The following is a 17,051-nucleotide window of genomic DNA, read 5'->3' as shown; positions in this document are numbered from 1 at the left end:
GTAGGTTGGGCGTGATGTCACTTCTGGATCTCCCGCTGCTGCCGATTCGCATTGCCCGTCACGTCGCCGACGCGGTCTTGCACCACGCCGCACCACCGCCGGCACCGGCGCCCGCGCCACCGGCTGAGCTCATCGTGGTCGACGGGATGCCCGAGGGTGTACCGCCGGCCGCGCGGCGTCCCGAGCCGAAGCTCCCCACGCCGGCGGGGTGGCCGTTCGGTGAGGAGTTCCCGCGTACGTGCGGCGCCGGACGAATGGCCGGGGGTGCCCTGTTCTGGACCGACTTTCTCTACGACGACCATGGCGCGACGGGCATCCCGATCGGCGACCTGAAGATTCAGGCGCCGCCACGGGGAACCTACGTCTATCCCGACGGTCCCGCGGCCGGCAACGGCGCCGACATCTTCCGCGTCGCCATTGGGCTCACCGAGACCCACACCTGGTGGCGGATCGACTGGAACACCCTGTTGGACGCCTCAATTCCCATCGCGCTGTTCACCTTCGACACCGACCCCGCCCGAACGGCGGCCGAGGAGTGGCCCGCCGGAGCCGGTGTGCGCTCGAAGGGCATCGACATGGCTCTGTTGGTCTCGGGGAGCGGCGCCACGCTGATCGACCTCACCTCTCAGGTCAGGACGCCGGTCGAACACAGCGTTGACATGCAGTCGCGGTCGTTCCTGGCGCAGGTCCCGCGAACGCTGACGGAACCCACGGGGAGCTGGACCGTCCGCCTGGCCGCGGGGTTGGCCACTGCGGCGGGGGACGGATTCGCCGACGTGTCCGGCCTGCACGGTGCGCTGCCCGGGCAACCCAACGTCTACAACGTGGCATTCCGCACCAACGAGCAGGAGCCGCCGCACCTGAACTTCTGGTCGGATGCCGCCCAGGCCGCCGCCCTGACACATGGCGACGTCTCGGAGTTCGCGCTGACGGTGCCGTGGGCGCGGTTGGCGGCCCGCGAAACCGCTCCTGAGCCGGTGATCACCGGCCCGTCCACCCGGTGGTACGTGTCGTCGCTCGAACTTGGCCAGGGCCTGGAACAAGGTTGGGCCGCCAACGACATCTTGAGCACCAAGCCGCAATTCCTCGGTCGTGTACAGCCGTACTCGATCTGCCTGCCGTCGAGCTACGCGCCGGGTCGCACGTTGCCGCTGACCTTGCTGCTGCACTCGCTTTCCCTGGGGCAGAGCCAGTTCGCCGCGATCGACCCGCGCCTGCTGCACGAAGTGTGCGAGGGCCGCGACTCGGTGGTGGTCACGCCATTGGCCCGGGGACCGTCCACCTGGTATTTCGACGCCGGCGAACTCGACTTCTGGGAAGTCTGGGCGCGGGTTGCCGAGCAACTGGGCACCGATCCCAATCGCACTGTGATTTCCGGCTATTCGATGGGCGGGTATGCGACCTACAAGCTGGGGCTGAGCTATCCGCAGGTGTTCTCGCAGGCGGTGGTGCTGGCGGGCCCGCCGACGTGTGGTGTGCGGTTGCTGCCCCACGTCGACATCCCCGCCGACCTCGATCCGGACTCACCCTGTGCCCGTGAGGGTGATACCTGGAAGTTGCTGGGGAACGCCCGGTGGCTGCCGTATGTGATCGCGCATGGGCTGCTGGACGAACTGGTGCCGTTCGCCTCGGCCGCCGAGCAGGTGCTGGAGCTGGACCGGCTCGGTTATCGGCACCGATTCAGTGTTTACCCGCTCGAGGATCACATCGCCTGGATCTTCCAGGACAAGTTCGAGGATCCGATCTCACACATGGGAACCGCTGTGCGCCAAACGGATCCGGGACACATCACGTTCGCATGGTATCCGCAGCTGGTGCGCGCCGACCTGGGTATCGGGCCGCACCGGGTGTGGTGGTTGTCGGAGCTGGCCGCCGATTCCCAGGTGACGGCGCGGCGCGGCGCCGTCGCCGAAGTCGACGCGCGCTCCTACGCGCGGCCGGATCCCGCGCACACAGTTCGGCACCATCGCGGAGTCATCCCCGGTTTTGAGCCGACGCCCGGGCTGTACAGCGAGCTGAATTGGCAAGTGGAACGCCCCGTCGACCCGTTGCCGTATCTGACGTTGCGCCTCAAGGGGGTTGGGAGTCTGAGGGTCGATGTCGCGCGAGCCGGGCTGGCCGCCTTACCGAAGTCGACCATCACGGTGTCCACCGATGTCGCCGCCCAGATCACGCTCGGTGGCGTGCCCGCGGTGGTTGACGTGCGGCTCGACGGCGAACCGGCCGGGTCGACCGTCACGGTGTCGCCTGGGCGGCACCGCATCACATTGACGGCGACTGTTGACGAATGAGTTGTGCTGCTAGCTGATCGTGGCTAAGCGAGCTGCTACTCGCCTCGGTCCAGAAGATCCGACGACCCCAGCACCCGCTCGATCTGAACTTCGATCACCACGCGCCGCGGGTTGGGCCGGGGCGTGCGGTAGCGCTGTGCGTATCGCAGCTCGGCGTCGCGCACGGCGTCGACGTCGCTGTTGACCTTGGATCGGCCCTCCAGCGACAGCCACCGCGCGCCATCGACCTGGCTGAGTACGGCCAGTCCGCCGCGATCGGCGTTGACCGCCTTCTGCGAACCCCCGGTGGTGATGACCCGCGCGATGTGTGTCTTGGGGTCGAAGGTGAAACCGACTGCCACCACGTGCGGTGAATTGTCGGCTCGCAGCGTGGTCAGCATGGCCAGATGGCGTTCCGACAGAAACGCCAACGCGTCGTCGGTGAGCCGGGTAGTGGTATTCGCCATCACCGCTCACGCTAGCGCAGGTGATAATCGCAGCCGTGGACGACACGGGTGCGGGTCCAGTAGTAATCCTGGGCGGCCGCAGCGAGATCGGGATCGAGCTGGGCCGACTCCTCGCGCGGGGCGCGACGGTCGTGCTGGCCGCCCGCAGGGCCGATCAGCTCGCTGAGCAGGTCAACGTGCTCAAAGCCGCCGGCGCGGCGGCGGTCGACACCAGGGAGTTCGACGCCGACGACCTGGCCTCGCACGGCCCGCTGATCGCCTCGATCGTCGCCGACCACGGTCCCATCGGCACCGCGGTGCTGGCGTTCGGCATCCTGGGCGACCAGGCCCGCGCCGAAGCCGACGCCGCGCACGCGGTCGCCGTCGTCCACACCGACTACCTCGCCCAGGTCAGCCTGCTCACCCACCTGGCCACGGCGATGCGCACAGCGGGTACGGGCCAGCTGGTGGTGTTCTCTTCGATCGCCGGCGCGCGCGTTCGCCGCGCCAACTACGTCTACGGCTCGGCCAAGGCCGGCCTGGACGGCTTCGCCTGCGGCCTGGCCGACGCGCTGCACGGCACCGGGGTCCGGCTGCTGATCGCCCGGCCGGGATTCGTCATCGGCCGCATGACGGAAGGCATGTCGCCCGCACCGCTGCCCAGCACGCCCGCGCAGGTGGCCGCCGCCACCGCGCGTGCGCTCGCGAAGGGCCGCCGCACCGTGTGGATCCCGTGGGCGCTGGGCCCCGCGGCGGCGGTGATGAGACTGCTGCCGCAGTTCATCTGGCGCAGGATGCCGCGATGATCCGCGGCGCTGACGACGCCGGGCGGCGCTGATGATCGTCGTGGTCGGTATCGGTGCCGACGGCGTGGCCGGACTCGGCGAGGCATCGCGCGCCGAACTTCGCAGGGCCGCAGTAATTTACGGCTCCAAGCGGCAACTCGACCTGCTCGACGACACGGTGCCCGCGCCCCGGCGGCAGTGGCCGTCGCCGATGTTGCCCGCGCTGCAATCGTTGCTCGATGAGCACACCGGTGACGTGCACGTGGTGGCCAGCGGCGATCCGCTGCTGCACGGCATCGGGGGCACCCTGATCCGCCTGCACGGCCGCGACAACGTCAGGGTCCTGCCGCACGTGTCGTCGGTGACGCTGGCGTGCGCGCGGATGGGCTGGAACCTCCACGACACCGAGGTGATCAGTCTGGTCACCGCGCCCCCGCGCACGGCGGTGCGTCGCGGCGGCCAGGCGATCGTGCTGTCGCAAAGCAACTCGACGCCAACGGAACTCGCCGCACTGCTCACCGCGCATGACCGCGGCGATTCGGAGTTCACCGTTCTCGAACGACTCGGCGCCCCGGACGAGCGCCGCCGCGACGGCACCGCCCGCGACTGGACCGACGACCGAGGCCTGGACGACCTGAACGTGATTGCCGTGCACTACCTGCCCGATGAACGCGTCTCGCCCCCGCCCGACCACGCCTTCACCCACGACGGGCAGATCACCAAACAAGGCATCCGCGCGGTGACGCTGGCCGCCCTGGCGGCGCGCCCGGGGGAGCGATTGTGGGACGTCGGCGCGGGCTCGGGCAGCATCAGTGTCCAGTGGTGTTTAAGCGGAAGGGGTTGCAGTGCAGTGGTATTCGAAAGCAACGAAGCGCGCCGCCGCAACCTGGAGGTCAATGCCGCGGCCTTCGGGGTCGACATCGACGTGCGCGGGGAGGCCCCCGGCGCGTTCGACGGCGCCGACCCGCCGTCGGCGATCTTCATCGGCGGAGGGCTGACCCAACCCGGCCTCCTCGACGCCTGCTGGGCCCACCTGCAAACCGGTGGGCGACTCGTCGCCAACGTGGTCACCACCGAGTCCGAAGCCGTTCTGATACAAGCGCATCAGCGCCTCGGCGGTGAGTTGCGACGCTTCCAGCACTATCACGGCGAGCCGCTGGGCGCCTTCACCGGCTGGCGCCCGCAGTATCCCGTCACCCAGTGGGCGGTGACCAAATGACGGTGTATTTCATCGGAGCGGGGCCGGGGGCGGCCGACCTCATCACCGTGCGCGGCCAGCGGCTCCTGCAAAACTGCCCGGTGTGCCTGTATGCCGGCTCGATCATGCCCGACGACCTGCTGGCGTTGTGCCCGCCGGGCGCGAAAGTCGTTGACACCGGCCCGCTGACGTTGGAGCAGATCATCGCCGAGCTGAGCGAGGCGCACGCCGCCGGCCTGGACGTGGCGCGGCTGCACTCGGGTGATCCATCGCTCTACAGCGCGCTGGCCGAGCAATGCCGGCGGCTCGAATCGCTGGGCATCGACTACGAAATCGTGCCCGGCGTACCGGCTTTCGCCGCCGCGGCGGCCGCGCTGAAGCGCGAGCTCACCGTTCCCGGCGTGGCACAGACCGTGACGCTGAGCCGGGTGGCGACCCTGTCGACGGCGATGCCGCCCGGCGAAGACCTGGAAACCCTGGCGCAATCCGGCGGGACGCTCGTGCTGCATCTGGCCGCCGCCCAGATCGACGCCATCGTCCCGCAGCTTCTCCGAGGGGGCTACCGACCCGAAACACCTGCAGCCGTCGTGGCTTTCGCGAGCTGGCCGCAAGAGGCGGTGCTGCGCGGTACCCTCGCGGACATCGCCGGGCAGATGCATCGGGCCGACATCACCAAGACCGCCGTCATCGTCGTCGGTGACGCGCTGACCGCCGGCGGCTTCACCGACAGCTACCTGTACTCGACCGGGCGGGCACGGGGGAGCAGGCACTGATGCGCGTTCTGCTGCTCGGCGGCACCGGCGAGGCCCGCGCCCTGGCGAACGCCCTGCACCTGCGCGTCGACATTGTCAGCTCCCTGGCCGGGCGCGTTCCGGATCCGGCACTGCCGGTCGGCCCGGTGCGCATCGGCGGCTTCGGCGGCGTCGACGGATTACGACGCTGGCTGCACGACGAAGGCATCGACGCGGTCGTGGACGCCACCCACCCGTTCGCCGCGACCATGACGGCGCACGCCGCCGCCGCGTGCATGGACTTGCGGATCCCTCATCTGATCCTGGCCCGCCCGGCGTGGGATCCGGGCACTGCCATCGTCGTCCACTCGGACGCTGATGCCGCGGAAACCGTTGCCCAGCAAGGCTATTCGCGGGTATTTCTCACCACCGGACGCTCGGGGGTGCGGGCCTTCGCCGGCAGCGACGCGTGGTTTCTGATCCGGGCGGTCACCGACCCCGACGCTTCGGGGCTGCCGCGTCATCACCGCGTGCTGCTGTCCCGCGGGCCGTACAGCTACGACGACGAGTTCGCGCTGTTGCGCGACCACCGCATCGACGCCCTGGTCACCAAGAACAGCGGCGGGGACATGACCCGCGCGAAGCTGGATGCGGCGGCGGCGCTGGACGTTCCGGTGGTGATGGTGGAGCGGCCGCCGCTGCCCGTCGGGGTGTCGACGGTCGGCTCGGTGGCCGAGGCCGCTGAATGGGTTGGCGCGCTAGCCGGTTAGGTGGCCGCGCTCGCCGTCGGCCAGCAGCGCGTCGCGGGCGCGCGCAACGCGGGAGCGGATGGTGCCCACCGGGCAGCCGCAGACCGCGGCGGCGTCGGCGTAGGGCAGGCCGAGCAGCTGGGTGAGCAAAAGCGCTTCGCGCTGTTCGGCATTGAGGTTGGCGATCATCGTCGTCACCTCGACCAGGTCCTCGAATCCGCGGGCATGCCGGTCCCCACGCACTACGTGTTCGGGATCGGCACCCAGCGCGGCGCGGGGTCGCGATTGCACGTGGCGGATGTGGTCGGCCACGACGCGGCGCGCGATCGAAAGCAACCACGTCCGCGCGCTCGAGCGCCCGGAGAACCGCTCGATGGCGCCGATGGCGCGCAGGAAAGTCTCTTGGGTGAGATCGTCGGCGTTGCCCGTGTCCGAGAGGTAGGCGACGAACCGCCACACGTCTTGCTGGGTGGCCTTGATGAACGACTCGAGCGCTCGGGAGTTTCCGCGTGCGGCTGACAACGCGAGCTCGGTTACGGCCTCGTCGTCGCTCGGCGCGGTCATGCCCAACCACCTTTGTTGTGCGAGTTTCCCGATTCTACGACGGCTCGTCGTAGAGGACGCGACGGGGTCGACGGCCACGCGATTGATGGGCCGCAGGTGCCCGCGCCGCCGACCAGTGGGTGAGTCCGACGCCCAGCTGGGGAAGTCGGCGTCGTCCGAGGCATCGGAACCACGCCGTCGGTGCGAGCCCACCCGTTCCCGCGCCACCAGCAATGCGAACGCCAGGCCCAGCAACAGGGGCATGTGGCTGGCGATGCGGGTCGCGGTGACGTTGCCGTCGAAGGCGTCGACGATCACATAGCCCAGCAGCGCAACGGAATAGACACCGGTGATCGCGGCCACCCCCGACGCGGAGGCGGGCCAGACGCCGGCGGCGATCATGGCCAGACCCAGCGCCAGCAACCAGGCCGTCGACTCGTGCATCAGGTGCTCGCCGGACATCGCGCCGTGCATGTGATCGGACACCATGCCGAAATCGATTCCGCTGATTTGGGCGGCGGCGATCGCCACCTGAAACAGGCCGACGGCGATCAGGCCCCACCGGCGGTAGTGCGACCGCAACCAGCGCATCCGCGCCTGGTGTCCGGTGGGCTGCTCGCCGATGCTGGCCATGATCTTCTCGACCAGATCGGGTCCCTCGCCGGGCGTCACCGCGGCGAACCGCCGCGTCTGCACCGCGGCCCCGATCAGCCAGGAGCGGCAGCTGCGGCAGGATTCGAGATGGGCGTCGACTTGCTGCGCGAGCACCTGGGGGCGTTCGCCATCCAGTCGAGCCGACAGCGCTTCGCGCGCAATCTCACACCGCATCCCTGCATCGTTGCGCATGGCCCGGCTGTGCGCAAAGACTCGTGAGATTTGGCGCCAGAGTAAATCGCCGGGAACTTATCCGCGCCGGCAACCGACCTCTGATCGAACGCATCGCCCAGCCCATCCACAAGTTCACCGAAGAGGTATTCGTGCTCGTGCCTGAAGGCCCCCGACGATGACCGCCCCGATCTGGATCGCGTTTCCACCCGAAGTGCACTCGACGTTGCTCAGCAGCGGCCCCGGCCCCGCGCCGCTGCTGGCCGCCGCCTCGGCGTGGTCGTCGTTGAGCACCGACTACGCGACCGCGGCAGCCGAGCTCAGCGGCGCGTTGGGCGCCGTGCAGGCGGGTTCGTGGGACGGACCCAGCGCGGATCAGTACGTGGCCGCGCACGCCCCTTACCAGGCCTGGCTGCTGGAGAGCGCGGCCAAGAGCACGGCGGCCGCGAGCCTGCACGAGACGGCGGCCACCGCGTACACCACCGCCCTGGCGGCCATGCCGACGCTGGGCGAACTCGCGGCCAACCACGCGGTGCACGGGGCGCTGGTCGCCACCAACTTCTTCGGGGTCAACACCATCCCCATCGCCGTCAACGAGGCCGACTACGCACGCATGTGGGTACAGGCCGCCACGACGATGACCACCTACCAGGCCGTCAGTGCATCCGCTCTGGCGGCTGTCCCCGCGACGACGCCCGCGCCGACGATCGTCGTGCCGGGTGCGGAGGCGGGCACCGCCGGCGTCGCAGCGGTACAGGCGGCCGCGGTGGCCCCGGCCACGGATTCCGGCTCCAACCTCAACAACGCGGATACCTCGAGTGCCCAGCAGCAGGCCACCACGGCGACGCAGACCTATCCGTCGTGGATGGATCAGCTGACCCAGTGGCTGCAGCAGTACACCCAGAATTTCGCGTGGCCGGTGTCCAAGGACCTCAACCCCGGTGGATGGCCTTTCCCTCCGGTGCCGTGGGTGAACAGTCTCGCTGCGTTCTTCGGGCAGCTCGGCCTGTCGCCGGCCCTGTCGAGCGCGCTGGGCTGGGCCATCTTCCACACCCTGATGATCTTCTGGCCGTTCATCCAGCTCGCGATCCAGATGGCGGTGGTGCTCGCACCGGTCGTCGTCGCCGCCATCGGCGCGGCGGCGGCGGGCGGGGTGGCGGCGGCGGTCACCGCGATCAGCGTCGCGGTCCCGCTGTCGACGCCGGCGCCGTTGCCGGCCGTCGCGGCGGCGCCCGCACCGGTGGTCGCTCCGGCGCCGACGATCGCCACCGCGCCCGCCAGTGTGAGCCACGTGCCGACACCGGGCACGGCCCCGGCGACGACCGTCGCCGGTTCGGCCGGCGGCGGACCGGTGGGTGGGGGGCCCGGCGTCGGTTTCGGTCCCACCGCGACCGACGGAATCGGAGCCAACGTGTCCAATGCCCTGTACGCCGTGGGGCTTTCGGGACTGTCGGCGCGCGGCAGCGCGAGCAGCCGGTCACGCCGTAAGTCGGAGGAACCGTCGCCCGACGACGTCGACGCACCGGCTACGGCGGCCGCGGCGGCCGCGGCCAAAAAGAAGGCCCGGGCCCGCCGGCGCCGCGGCGGCACCGCCACCGAGCGCGCGTACCGCTACGAATTCATGGAGCTCGACGACGGTGCGGATCCCAGCGGTGACGCCGAAGATCCCTACGCCGCAAGCCCTTCCGAGGACAGCGCGGGACCGCTCGGGTTCGCCGGTGCCGCGGCAAAATCCGATGCCGCGCAAGCCGCCGGGTTGGCGACGTTGACCCGCGACGGGTTCAGCGACGGGCCCACCGTGCCGATGATGCCGAGCACCTGGGATCGTGACTAGCCCTGGTAGCGCCGCGGCGTAAAAACCCGGTCGGTGGAATCGTGTGAGTACCACTGGGTTTGCGACGACCCGATGATCAGCAGGCAGCGCATGTCGATCTCGCCGGGATTGAGATCGGCCAGCCTGACCACGCGGACGTCCTCGTCGGGGCCGGAGACGTTGCGGCCGATCACCACCGGGGTGCCGGGTTCGCGGTGGGCCATCAAGATGTCGCGCATGGCGCCGACCTGCCAGGTCCGCGACTTCGACGCCGGGTTGTAGATCGCCAGCACCAGGTCGGCGGCCGCGGCGGCCTGCAGCCGCGCGGAGATCACCTCCCACGGCTTGAGGCGGTCGGACAGCGAGATCACCGCGTAGTCGTGCCCCAGCGGGGCGCCGACCCGGCTGGCCACCGCCTGGGCGGCGGTCATCGCCGGAATCACCCGGACTTGCACCCCCGGCCATTCTTTGGCCTCTTCCAGCACCGCGGTCGCCATGGCGAACACACCCGGGTCGCCCGACGAGACGACCGCCACGGCGCGGCCCTGCTCGGCCAGCGCGCAGGCCAGCCGGGCCCGCTCGGGCTCGTCGCGGTTGTCGCTGGGGTGACGCCGCTGGCCGTCGCGAGCCGGCACACGGTCCAGGTAGCCGCCGTAGCCGATCAGGTCGGTCGCCGCGGCCAGCTCGCGGCGGGTCTGCGGCGTCATCCAGTCCATGTCGCCGGGACCAAGGCCCACCACGGTGACGCTGCCGGCGGCGGGGGAGCGCCGGCCGCGCTGCCCGCCCGGCAGGATGGCCAGCGAGAAGTATGGGACGCCGGCCTCGTCGACGTCGGAGGCGGGCAATATGCGTTGCGTGGCGGTGCTGGCCCGCTCGACGTAGAACGCGTCGTCAAGCTGTCCCGATGCCGAAAGCGCCTCCCGCACAGCGTGATACGAACGTCCGAGTTTGAGCACGACGGCGGCGTCGGCATCGGCGAGCCGACGGGTCAGCTCTTCGACCGGCAAGGTGCCCGGCAGCACCGACAGCACCTCGTCGCCGGCCACCAACGGTGTCGCGATGGCCGCCGAGGCGGCGCTCACCGACGTCACACCGGGCACGATGACCGCCTCGAACCGCTCGGTCAGCCGGGTGTGCAGGTGCATGTAGGAGCTGTAGAACAGCGGGTCGCCCTCGGCCAGCAGGGCGACGTTGCGGCCGGCATCGAGGTGCGCCGCGATGCGCTCGGTGGCCTCGACGTAGAAGTCCTCGATCGCACCCGCATAGCCGCCGGGATGGTCGGTGGTCTCGGTCGTGACGGGGTACACCAGGTGCTCCTCGATCTGACCGGGCCGCAGGTAGGGTTCGGCGATACCGCGCGCGATGCTGCGGCCGTGCCGGGCGCTGTGATAGGCCACCACGTCGGCCTCGCCGATCACCCGGGCGGCCTTGACGGTCACCAATTCCGGGTCGCCGGGCCCCAACCCGACGCCCCAGAGTGTGCCCCGGTCGGTCATTCGCGGTCGCTCGCGATCGCGTTGACGGCGGCGGCGGCCATGGCGCTGCCACCGCGGCGACCCTGCACCACCAGATACGAGAGCCCGCGCGGGTTGTCGATGAGTTCCTGTTTGGATTGCGCCGATCCGACGAAACCCACCGGCCCGCCCAGCACCGCCACCGGTGCTGGGGCGCCCTCGTCGATCAGTTCCAGCAGCCGAAACAGCGCGGTGGGTGCATTGCCGATGGCCAGTACGGCGCCGGCCAGCTTGTCGCCCAACTCCTCGGCCACCAGTTCCACCCCCGCTGCCGAGCGGGTGATGCCCCGGCGTGCGGCCAGCTGGGGGCTGCGCGGATCGGCCACCAGCGACACCACCTGGTTGCCCGCCGGCAGGCGCGATCGGGTGATTCCGGCGGCCACCATCGACGAATCGCACAGCACGGGAGCACCCCTGCGTAACGCGGCACCCGTCCGCTCCACGACGTCGTCGGTGAACGCGACGTGCTCGGCGACGTCGACCTGGCCGCAGGTGTGGATCAGCCGGACCACCACCTGCGCCACGTCGGCGGGGAATCGCGCCAGGTCGGCTTCGGCGCGGATCGTCGCGAACGACTGGCGATAGATTTCCGCCGCGTCGCGGATGTAGTCGAGCACCCGCCCACCTTAAAGCTCACCGACGCGGCGACCCGCCGCACCCGGCTACAGCCGCCGGTATCCGTCCGGCGCGGCGACCAGCACCTCGCCGGCGAGGGGACTGCCGCACGCCCGGTCGCAGCCGACGAAGTGCCGGTGCACGGTCGAGGCGGGATCCAGCGCTCGCGCGGCGTCGGCCCGCACGTCGGCGCCCGAGCGCGCGCAGCCGGGGCTGCCGGTGCAGGCGCTGACAGTCAGCCACGGGGAGTTCTCGTCGAACACCAGGCCGAGGGGCGCCAGCACCCGCAGCGCGGTATCGGCCATGCCTTCAGTGAGGTCGCACACCAGCACCGAGCGCCACGGGGTGATCACCAGCGGCGCCTCGATCGCGGCCAGATACTCCGCGACGCGTGCGGGCAGCACACCCAGCGGCACCGCGGCGCCCAGCGTCACCCGCCCGTCGTCCTGGCCGATCCAACCCACCGGCGCCCTGGTGACGGCCGGGAAGGAGGTGGCGCCCGGGTCGGCGCCCGGGAGCAGCCGCCGCACATCGTCCAATTCCTGGACGCGCCAAGCCTTTCCGCGGATATCGACGAACCGCGTGGCGAGGGCGATCAGCGTCTCGACCACCTCGCCGGCCGCCAGCCGGACGCCGGTGTCGCGTCCGGCGAGCAACAGTGCACAGCCGTCGGGGGACGCATGCACCCCGACGTCGGCGCGCAGCCCCGACACGTCGGCGCGCCCGTCGTCCAGGCTGAACCAGAACCGGCCACCCAGCTCCATGAGCCTGGGTTCGGCGCACAGCGCGGCGTCGAGCTCGCCGACCCAGCGCCGGACATCGAGGTGGCCACCCGAGCGGCCCGATAGCGGTGAGGCCACGATGTTGCGGACCCGCTCGTGCGTCGTCGACGGCAGCAGGCCCGCCGCCGCAAGCGCCTCGCCCACCGCGGTCACGTCGGTCAGCCCGCGCAACTGCACGTTGCCCCGGGCGGTCAGCTCGAGCGTTCCCGAACCTGCCTGGTTACTGACGCCGGCCAGCGCGGCGAGCTGGGCGGCCGTGATCATGCCGCCGGGCAGCCGGATCCGGGCCAGGGCGCCATCGGCCGCCTGGTGCACCTGCAGCGCACCCGGGCATGCGTCGGTGTCGCGCGTCCTGGCCACCCGTCCACGGTACGGCCCCCGTTGAAGGCGGCGACCGGGATTGCCTTCAGCCAGACGTAAACCCTTACCCCGACCCCGGGCCGCGCCATAGCGTCGGCACAGTGAGCATTGCCACCGCGCTCGACGCTGCGCCGAACAAGCCGGGCAGCGCCCCAGCCGGCGGATTATGGGCGCGCCGCAAATGGGAGGTCGTGCGCGTCGCTTCGCCGCTGGCGCTGCTGGCGCTGTGGCAGCTGGGCAGCGCGATCGGTGTGATTCCCGCCGATGTGCTCCCGGCCCCCTCGTTGATCCTCGAGGCGGGCGTCGAGTTGACCCGCAACGGCCAGCTCGCCGACGCGCTGCACATCTCCACCGTCCGCGTTGTGGAGGGGCTGCTGCTGGGCGGGACCATCGGCATCGTGGCGGGCGCGGCGGTCGGCCTGTCCCGCTGGGTCGAATCGACCGTGGACCCCCCGATGCAGATGATCCGGGCGCTGCCGCACCTGGGCCTGATCCCGCTGTTCATCCTCTGGTTCGGCATCGGCGAGCTGCCCAAGGTGTTGCTCGTCGCCCTGGGGGTGGTCTTCCCGCTCTACCTCAACACCTTTTCGGCGATCCGGCAGGTCGATCCCAAGATGCTGGAAACCGCTCAGGTGCTAGGCTTTTCGTTCTCTCAGCGGTTCACCCGGATACTTGTGCCCAGCACGGCGCCACAGGTGCTCGTCGGTTTCCGCCAATCGCTGGCCATCGCCTGGCTGACGTTGATCGTCGCCGAGCAGATCAACGCCGACAAGGGAATCGGCTTCCTGATCAATAACGCCCGCGATTTTCTGCGAATCGACATCATCATCTTCGGGCTGACCATCTACGCGCTGTTGGGCATCATCACCGACGCGCTCGTCCGGCTCATCGAACGCCGCACGCTGCGGTACCGACACTGAAAGGTCAAGGGTTGACACTCATTGCGGAATCGGCCGCCGCTATCCGCGGGCGGACCGACATCGCCGGCGAGCTGCGCCACGTCGACAAGTGGTACGGAAACCGGCAGGTGCTCAACGACGTTTCGGTGCGGGTGCAGCGCGGCGAGATCGTCGCGCTGGCCGGGCGCAGCGGCTCGGGCAAATCGACGGTGCTGCGGGTGCTCGCCGGACTCTCGGATGACCACAGTGGGCAGCGGGTGGTAGCCGGCGCGCCGGCGCTGGCATTCCAGGAGCCGCGCCTGTTCCCATGGCGCGATGTGCGGACCAACGTCGGTTACGGCCTGACCCGCAGCCGCCTCCCGCGGGCGCAGGTCCGGGATCGCGCCGACCGGGCGCTGGCCGACGTCGGGCTGGCCGACCACGCCGGGGCGTGGCCGCTGACGCTGTCCGGCGGTCAGGCGCAACGGGTTTCGCTGGCGCGCGCGCTGGTGGCCGAGCCACAACTGCTGCTGCTCGATGAGCCGTTCGGTGCGTTGGACGCGCTGACCCGGCTGACCATGCACACCCTGCTGCTGGACCTGTGGCGCCGGCACGGGTTCGGGGTGTTGCTGATCACCCATGACGTCGACGAAGCGGTCGCGCTCGCCGATCGTGTGCTGGTGCTCGAGGAAGGCCGCGTCGTGCACACGCTGACCATCGACGAGCCTCGCCGCGCACCCGGTGATTCCGGTGCGCACACCGAGCGGCATCGCGCGGAGCTGCTGGATCGTCTTGGTGTGCGACTTTGAGGCGGGGTTTCGTCGCGCTGACGGCGACGCTCGTGTTCCTGTTGGCCGGATGTGTCTCGCGCACAGCCAGTTTGGGCCCCAAACCGCCGCCGGCCGCGGTGCCGCTCTCGGAGCTGTCCGGTCTCACCCTGCAAGTGGGGGATCAGAAGGGTGGCACCGAAGCGCTGCTGCGCGCCGCGGGGCAGCTGGACAACCTGCCCTATCGCATCGCGTTCTCGACGTTCACTTCCGGGCCGCCGCAAGTCGAGGCGGCCACTGCGGGCAAGATCGACTTCGCGATCACCGGGAACACCCCGCCGATCTTCGGGGCTGCCAGCAACGCGAAGATCAAGGCGGTCTCCGCATACGGCGGCGGCGGAGCGGGCAATCGCGTTCTGGTACATGCCGATTCACCGATCACGTCGGTCGCCGACTTGCGAGGCAAGGCAATCGCCGTCGCCAAGGGCAGCTCGTCGCACGCCAACCTGCTGGCCCAGCTGGACAAGGCCGGGCTCAAGCCCGCCGAGGTGAAGTTCGTGTTCCTGCAGCCCGCCGATGCGCTGTCGGCGTTCAGCCAGCACCAGGCCGACGCCTGGGCCATCTGGGATCCGTATACGGCCCAGGCCGAACAGCAGATCCCGGTGCGCAGCATCGCCGAGGCGCAGGGCGTCACCAATGGCGACTGGGTGGGCGTCGCATCCGACCAGGCGCTGGACGACCCGAAACGCAACACCGCGCTGTCCGACCTGTTGGTACGTTTCGAGAAGGCCGTGCAGTGGGCCAGGGCTCATCCCGAAGAATGGGCCCAAGAATATTCCGCCGCAGTAAGATTGGATCCTCGAGCCGCGGCGGTCGCGGCGACGCGCAGCCTGCGGCTACCGACCGAACTCAATGACGGTGTGGTCGCGTCGGAGCAGAAGCTGGCCGATTTGTTCGCGGCCGCAGGCCAGCTCGCGTCGTCGCCCAGGTTTGCCAACTGGGTCGACCGTCGATTCAATGAGACGTTGCGACCAGGTCTCGTCAGCTGACCTGCGGGGTGAGTTGACCCGGCGCGATACGGCCGTTGCCTGATCGAGGGTTGAACACGCGTCAGTGCGGGCATCCTCGTGCCCGTGAGAACGGTGGAATATGCCCCTGGCCGGCGGGCCGATGTCTTCGGCGAGCCGGCGCCGTCCACGATCTTGCTGTGGCATGGCGCGCAAACCGATGCCCGCGCCGCCGTCGGCCCGCTGGCCGGCATGCTGGCGGGGCGCGCCGCGGTGGTGGTGGCACCGGACTGGAACTCCCATGCCGATGACGGCGGGCGCGCGGACCTGCTGCGGTCGCTGGAGTTCACCCGCGACCTCGCCGCCGACGCCGGCCGCATCCTGCTCGTCGGGTGGTCGATGGGCGGTGCCGCCGCGGCGGGCGTGACGCTGCACGCGGCGCAATTCGGCTTCGTTCCGGCGCACACGGTGTGCCTCGCCGGAGCCTTCATGGTCCCCGACCCGATCTCCGGTGAGCCGCTGGCCGACGGGCTGAGTGCGGCCGATGTCGGTTCGCCGTTCTCGTTGCTGCACGGCCTCGACGATGACGTCGTGCCCGTGGATGCCAGCAGGGATTTCGCCGCCCGCCTGGAGCGTGCCGGCTGGCCGGTGGAGGTGGTGGAACTGGCGGCCGATCACGGGTCGATCGCCGGCGCCGACTACGACGCCCTCGCGGACCGCTACGAACCGGCCAGGGACGGCCCGGCTCGAATCGTGGCGCAACAGGTCGCCGACCGGATCGCGGCGATGCTGGGCGGTTGACCGGTCCCAGTAGGTGCGAGCACGCCTCGTTGCGGTACGAATGACGGGTGGCTGAGCCGACCATCCTGCTGTTGTCGACATCCGATACGGACCTGATCAGCGCCCGTTCCAGCGGGAAGAACTATCGGTGGGCCAACCCGTCGCGGCTGTCGGACGACGAACTGCCCGACCTGCTGGCCGGTGCCGCCATCGTGGTGGTGCGGATTCTCGGCGGCTACCGGGCGTGGCAGAGCGGCATCGACACGGTGATCGCCAGCGGGGTGCCCACGGTGTTGGTCAGCGGGGAGCAGGCCGCCGACGCCGAGTTGACCGGCCTGTCCACGCTGGCGGCCGGCATCGCGGTGCAGGCGCACATCTACCTGGCCCACGGCGGCGTGGACAACCTGCGCCAGTTGCATGCGTTCCTCTCGGACACCGTGCTGATGACCGGGTTCGGCTTCACCCCGCCGGTCGTGACCCCGACGTGGGGCGAACTGCCACGGCCGAACGCCATGGCTACCGACGGCCCGACGATCGCCGTGCTGTACTACCGCGCGCAGCACCTGGCCGGCAACACCGGCTACGTCGAGTCGCTGTGCCGCGCCATCGAGGACGCCGGGGCGCGGGCGATGCCGGTCTACTGCGCGTCGCTGCGCACCGCCGAACCCGAACTCCTGCAACGGCTGGGCGACGCCGACGCTATGGTGGTCACCGTCCTGGCGGCCGGGGGACTCAAGCCGGCCACGGTGTCGGCCGGCGGCGATGACGACAGCTGGAACGTCGAACACCTTGCCGCGCTGGATATCCCGATCCTGCAGGGGCTGTGCCTGACCAGCCCGGGCGCCCGAGGGGGGGCGGACCGCCCCCGCCGGGGCCCGCGCCGCGGGGGGGTGGGCGGAGAGGTTTTTGGGGTAGGAGAGAACGCGGGGGGGGGGGGGGGACGGCGGCCACCAGGGGGGGGGGGATAGACGGGGGGGGGGGGGGGCGG

The 17,051-nt window shown here is 70.3% G+C and carries 15 protein-coding genes and 2 pseudogenes; 11 read left to right on the top strand and 6 right to left on the bottom strand.

Annotated elements, in window-relative coordinates; all coding sequences use genetic code 11:
* The first annotated feature begins 14 nt into the window (after positions 1–14).
* Positions 15–2,291, top strand: a complete 2,277-nt coding sequence (locus ACYQ8K_RS18135; RefSeq protein WP_459971065.1) for an alpha/beta hydrolase-fold protein — start codon at positions 15–17, stop codon at positions 2,289–2,291.
* Between the two features lie 35 nt (positions 2,292–2,326).
* Here the strand turns inward: ACYQ8K_RS18135 and ACYQ8K_RS18130 are convergent, their stop codons facing one another.
* Complete coding sequence (locus ACYQ8K_RS18130; RefSeq protein WP_459971063.1) at positions 2,327–2,737, bottom strand: F420-dependent biliverdin reductase; 411 nt, start codon at positions 2,735–2,737, stop codon at positions 2,327–2,329.
* 35 nt (positions 2,738–2,772) lie between these two features.
* Between ACYQ8K_RS18130 and ACYQ8K_RS18125 the strand changes: the two genes are divergently transcribed.
* The 4 genes from ACYQ8K_RS18125 to ACYQ8K_RS18110 are packed head-to-tail and all read left to right on the top strand — an operon-like array spanning position 2,773 to position 6,200.
* The gene (locus tag ACYQ8K_RS18125; RefSeq protein WP_459971062.1) at positions 2,773–3,522 is read left to right on the top strand and encodes an SDR family NAD(P)-dependent oxidoreductase; all 750 of its coding nucleotides are present in this window, start codon (positions 2,773–2,775) and stop codon (positions 3,520–3,522) included.
* A 31-nt stretch (positions 3,523–3,553) separates the two neighbouring features.
* Positions 3,554–4,720, top strand: coding sequence for a precorrin-6y C5,15-methyltransferase (decarboxylating) subunit CbiE (cbiE, locus tag ACYQ8K_RS18120; RefSeq protein WP_459971060.1), 1,167 nt, complete (start codon positions 3,554–3,556; stop codon positions 4,718–4,720).
* The gene (gene cobM, locus ACYQ8K_RS18115; RefSeq protein ID WP_459971058.1) at positions 4,717–5,472 is read left to right on the top strand and encodes a precorrin-4 C(11)-methyltransferase; all 756 of its coding nucleotides are present in this window, start codon (positions 4,717–4,719) and stop codon (positions 5,470–5,472) included. Before cbiE ends, cobM begins: the two co-directional genes overlap by 4 nt.
* A complete protein-coding gene (locus tag ACYQ8K_RS18110; RefSeq protein ID WP_459971056.1) occupies positions 5,472–6,200 on the top strand; it encodes a cobalt-precorrin-6A reductase in 729 nt (242 codons plus the stop codon). The genes cobM and ACYQ8K_RS18110 overlap by 1 nt, the downstream gene beginning before the upstream one ends.
* Here the strand turns inward: ACYQ8K_RS18110 and sigC are convergent.
* A complete protein-coding gene (gene sigC / locus ACYQ8K_RS18105) occupies positions 6,189–6,743 on the bottom strand; it encodes an RNA polymerase sigma factor SigC (protein ID WP_459971099.1) in 555 nt (184 codons plus the stop codon). The two genes, ACYQ8K_RS18110 and sigC, sit on opposite strands and share 12 nt — an antisense overlap.
* A gap of 114 nt (positions 6,744–6,857) precedes the next feature.
* Positions 6,858–7,550 (bottom strand): annotated as a pseudogene (locus ACYQ8K_RS18100) (DUF2275 domain-containing protein); the annotation flags it as partial.
* 175 nt (positions 7,551–7,725) lie between these two features.
* Here ACYQ8K_RS18100 and ACYQ8K_RS18095 point away from each other — a divergent pair.
* Positions 7,726–9,381 carry a PPE domain-containing protein gene (locus ACYQ8K_RS18095; protein WP_459971054.1) on the top strand — a complete coding sequence of 552 codons (1,656 nt, stop codon included), beginning with the start codon at positions 7,726–7,728 and terminating at the stop codon, positions 9,379–9,381.
* On the opposite strand, the gene ACYQ8K_RS18090 is transcribed toward ACYQ8K_RS18095, so the two are convergent.
* Genes ACYQ8K_RS18090 through cobG form a run of 3 tightly spaced genes read right to left on the bottom strand, consistent with a single transcriptional unit; the run spans position 9,378 to position 12,631 of the window.
* On the bottom strand, positions 9,378–10,856 hold the full coding sequence (locus ACYQ8K_RS18090) for a precorrin-2 C(20)-methyltransferase (protein WP_459971053.1): 1,479 nt from the start codon (positions 10,854–10,856) through the stop codon (positions 9,378–9,380). The two genes, ACYQ8K_RS18095 and ACYQ8K_RS18090, sit on opposite strands and share 4 nt — an antisense overlap.
* Entirely contained in the window at positions 10,853–11,491 is a 639-nt protein-coding gene (locus ACYQ8K_RS18085) for a precorrin-8X methylmutase (protein WP_459971052.1), read from the bottom strand. The genes ACYQ8K_RS18090 and ACYQ8K_RS18085 overlap by 4 nt, the downstream gene beginning before the upstream one ends.
* Positions 11,492–11,536: 45 nt before the next feature.
* Positions 11,537–12,631, bottom strand: a complete 1,095-nt coding sequence (gene cobG, locus ACYQ8K_RS18080) for a precorrin-3B synthase (protein WP_459971051.1) — start codon at positions 12,629–12,631, stop codon at positions 11,537–11,539.
* Positions 12,632–12,732: 101 nt separating this feature from the next.
* Between cobG and ACYQ8K_RS18075 the strand changes: the two genes are divergently transcribed.
* The 5 genes and pseudogenes from ACYQ8K_RS18075 to ACYQ8K_RS18055 form a co-directional block, all read left to right on the top strand.
* Positions 12,733–13,551 (top strand): ABC transporter permease, encoded by an 819-nt coding sequence (locus ACYQ8K_RS18075; protein ID WP_459971049.1) that lies wholly within the window; start codon positions 12,733–12,735, stop codon positions 13,549–13,551.
* Positions 13,552–13,562: 11 nt separating this feature from the next.
* Entirely contained in the window at positions 13,563–14,318 is a 756-nt protein-coding gene (locus tag ACYQ8K_RS18070; RefSeq protein ID WP_459971047.1) for an ABC transporter ATP-binding protein, read from the top strand.
* Positions 14,315–15,325: an ABC transporter substrate-binding protein gene (locus ACYQ8K_RS18065; RefSeq protein WP_459971046.1), complete on the top strand. Its 1,011-nt coding sequence runs from the start codon at positions 14,315–14,317 to the stop codon at positions 15,323–15,325. The genes ACYQ8K_RS18070 and ACYQ8K_RS18065 overlap by 4 nt, the downstream gene beginning before the upstream one ends.
* 84 nt (positions 15,326–15,409) lie before the next feature.
* Positions 15,410–16,084, top strand: coding sequence for an alpha/beta hydrolase (locus ACYQ8K_RS18060; RefSeq protein ID WP_459971044.1), 675 nt, complete (start codon positions 15,410–15,412; stop codon positions 16,082–16,084).
* A gap of 47 nt (positions 16,085–16,131) precedes the next feature.
* A pseudogene (locus ACYQ8K_RS18055) lies at positions 16,132–16,902 on the top strand (cobaltochelatase subunit CobN); the annotation flags it as partial.
* Positions 16,903–17,051: the final 149 nt, after the last annotated feature.

Source organism: Mycobacterium sp. MUNTM1 (assembly GCF_054660795.1).
Note: the sequence above shows the minus strand (reverse complement) of the source record. Positions and strands in the feature narration are given on the sequence as shown.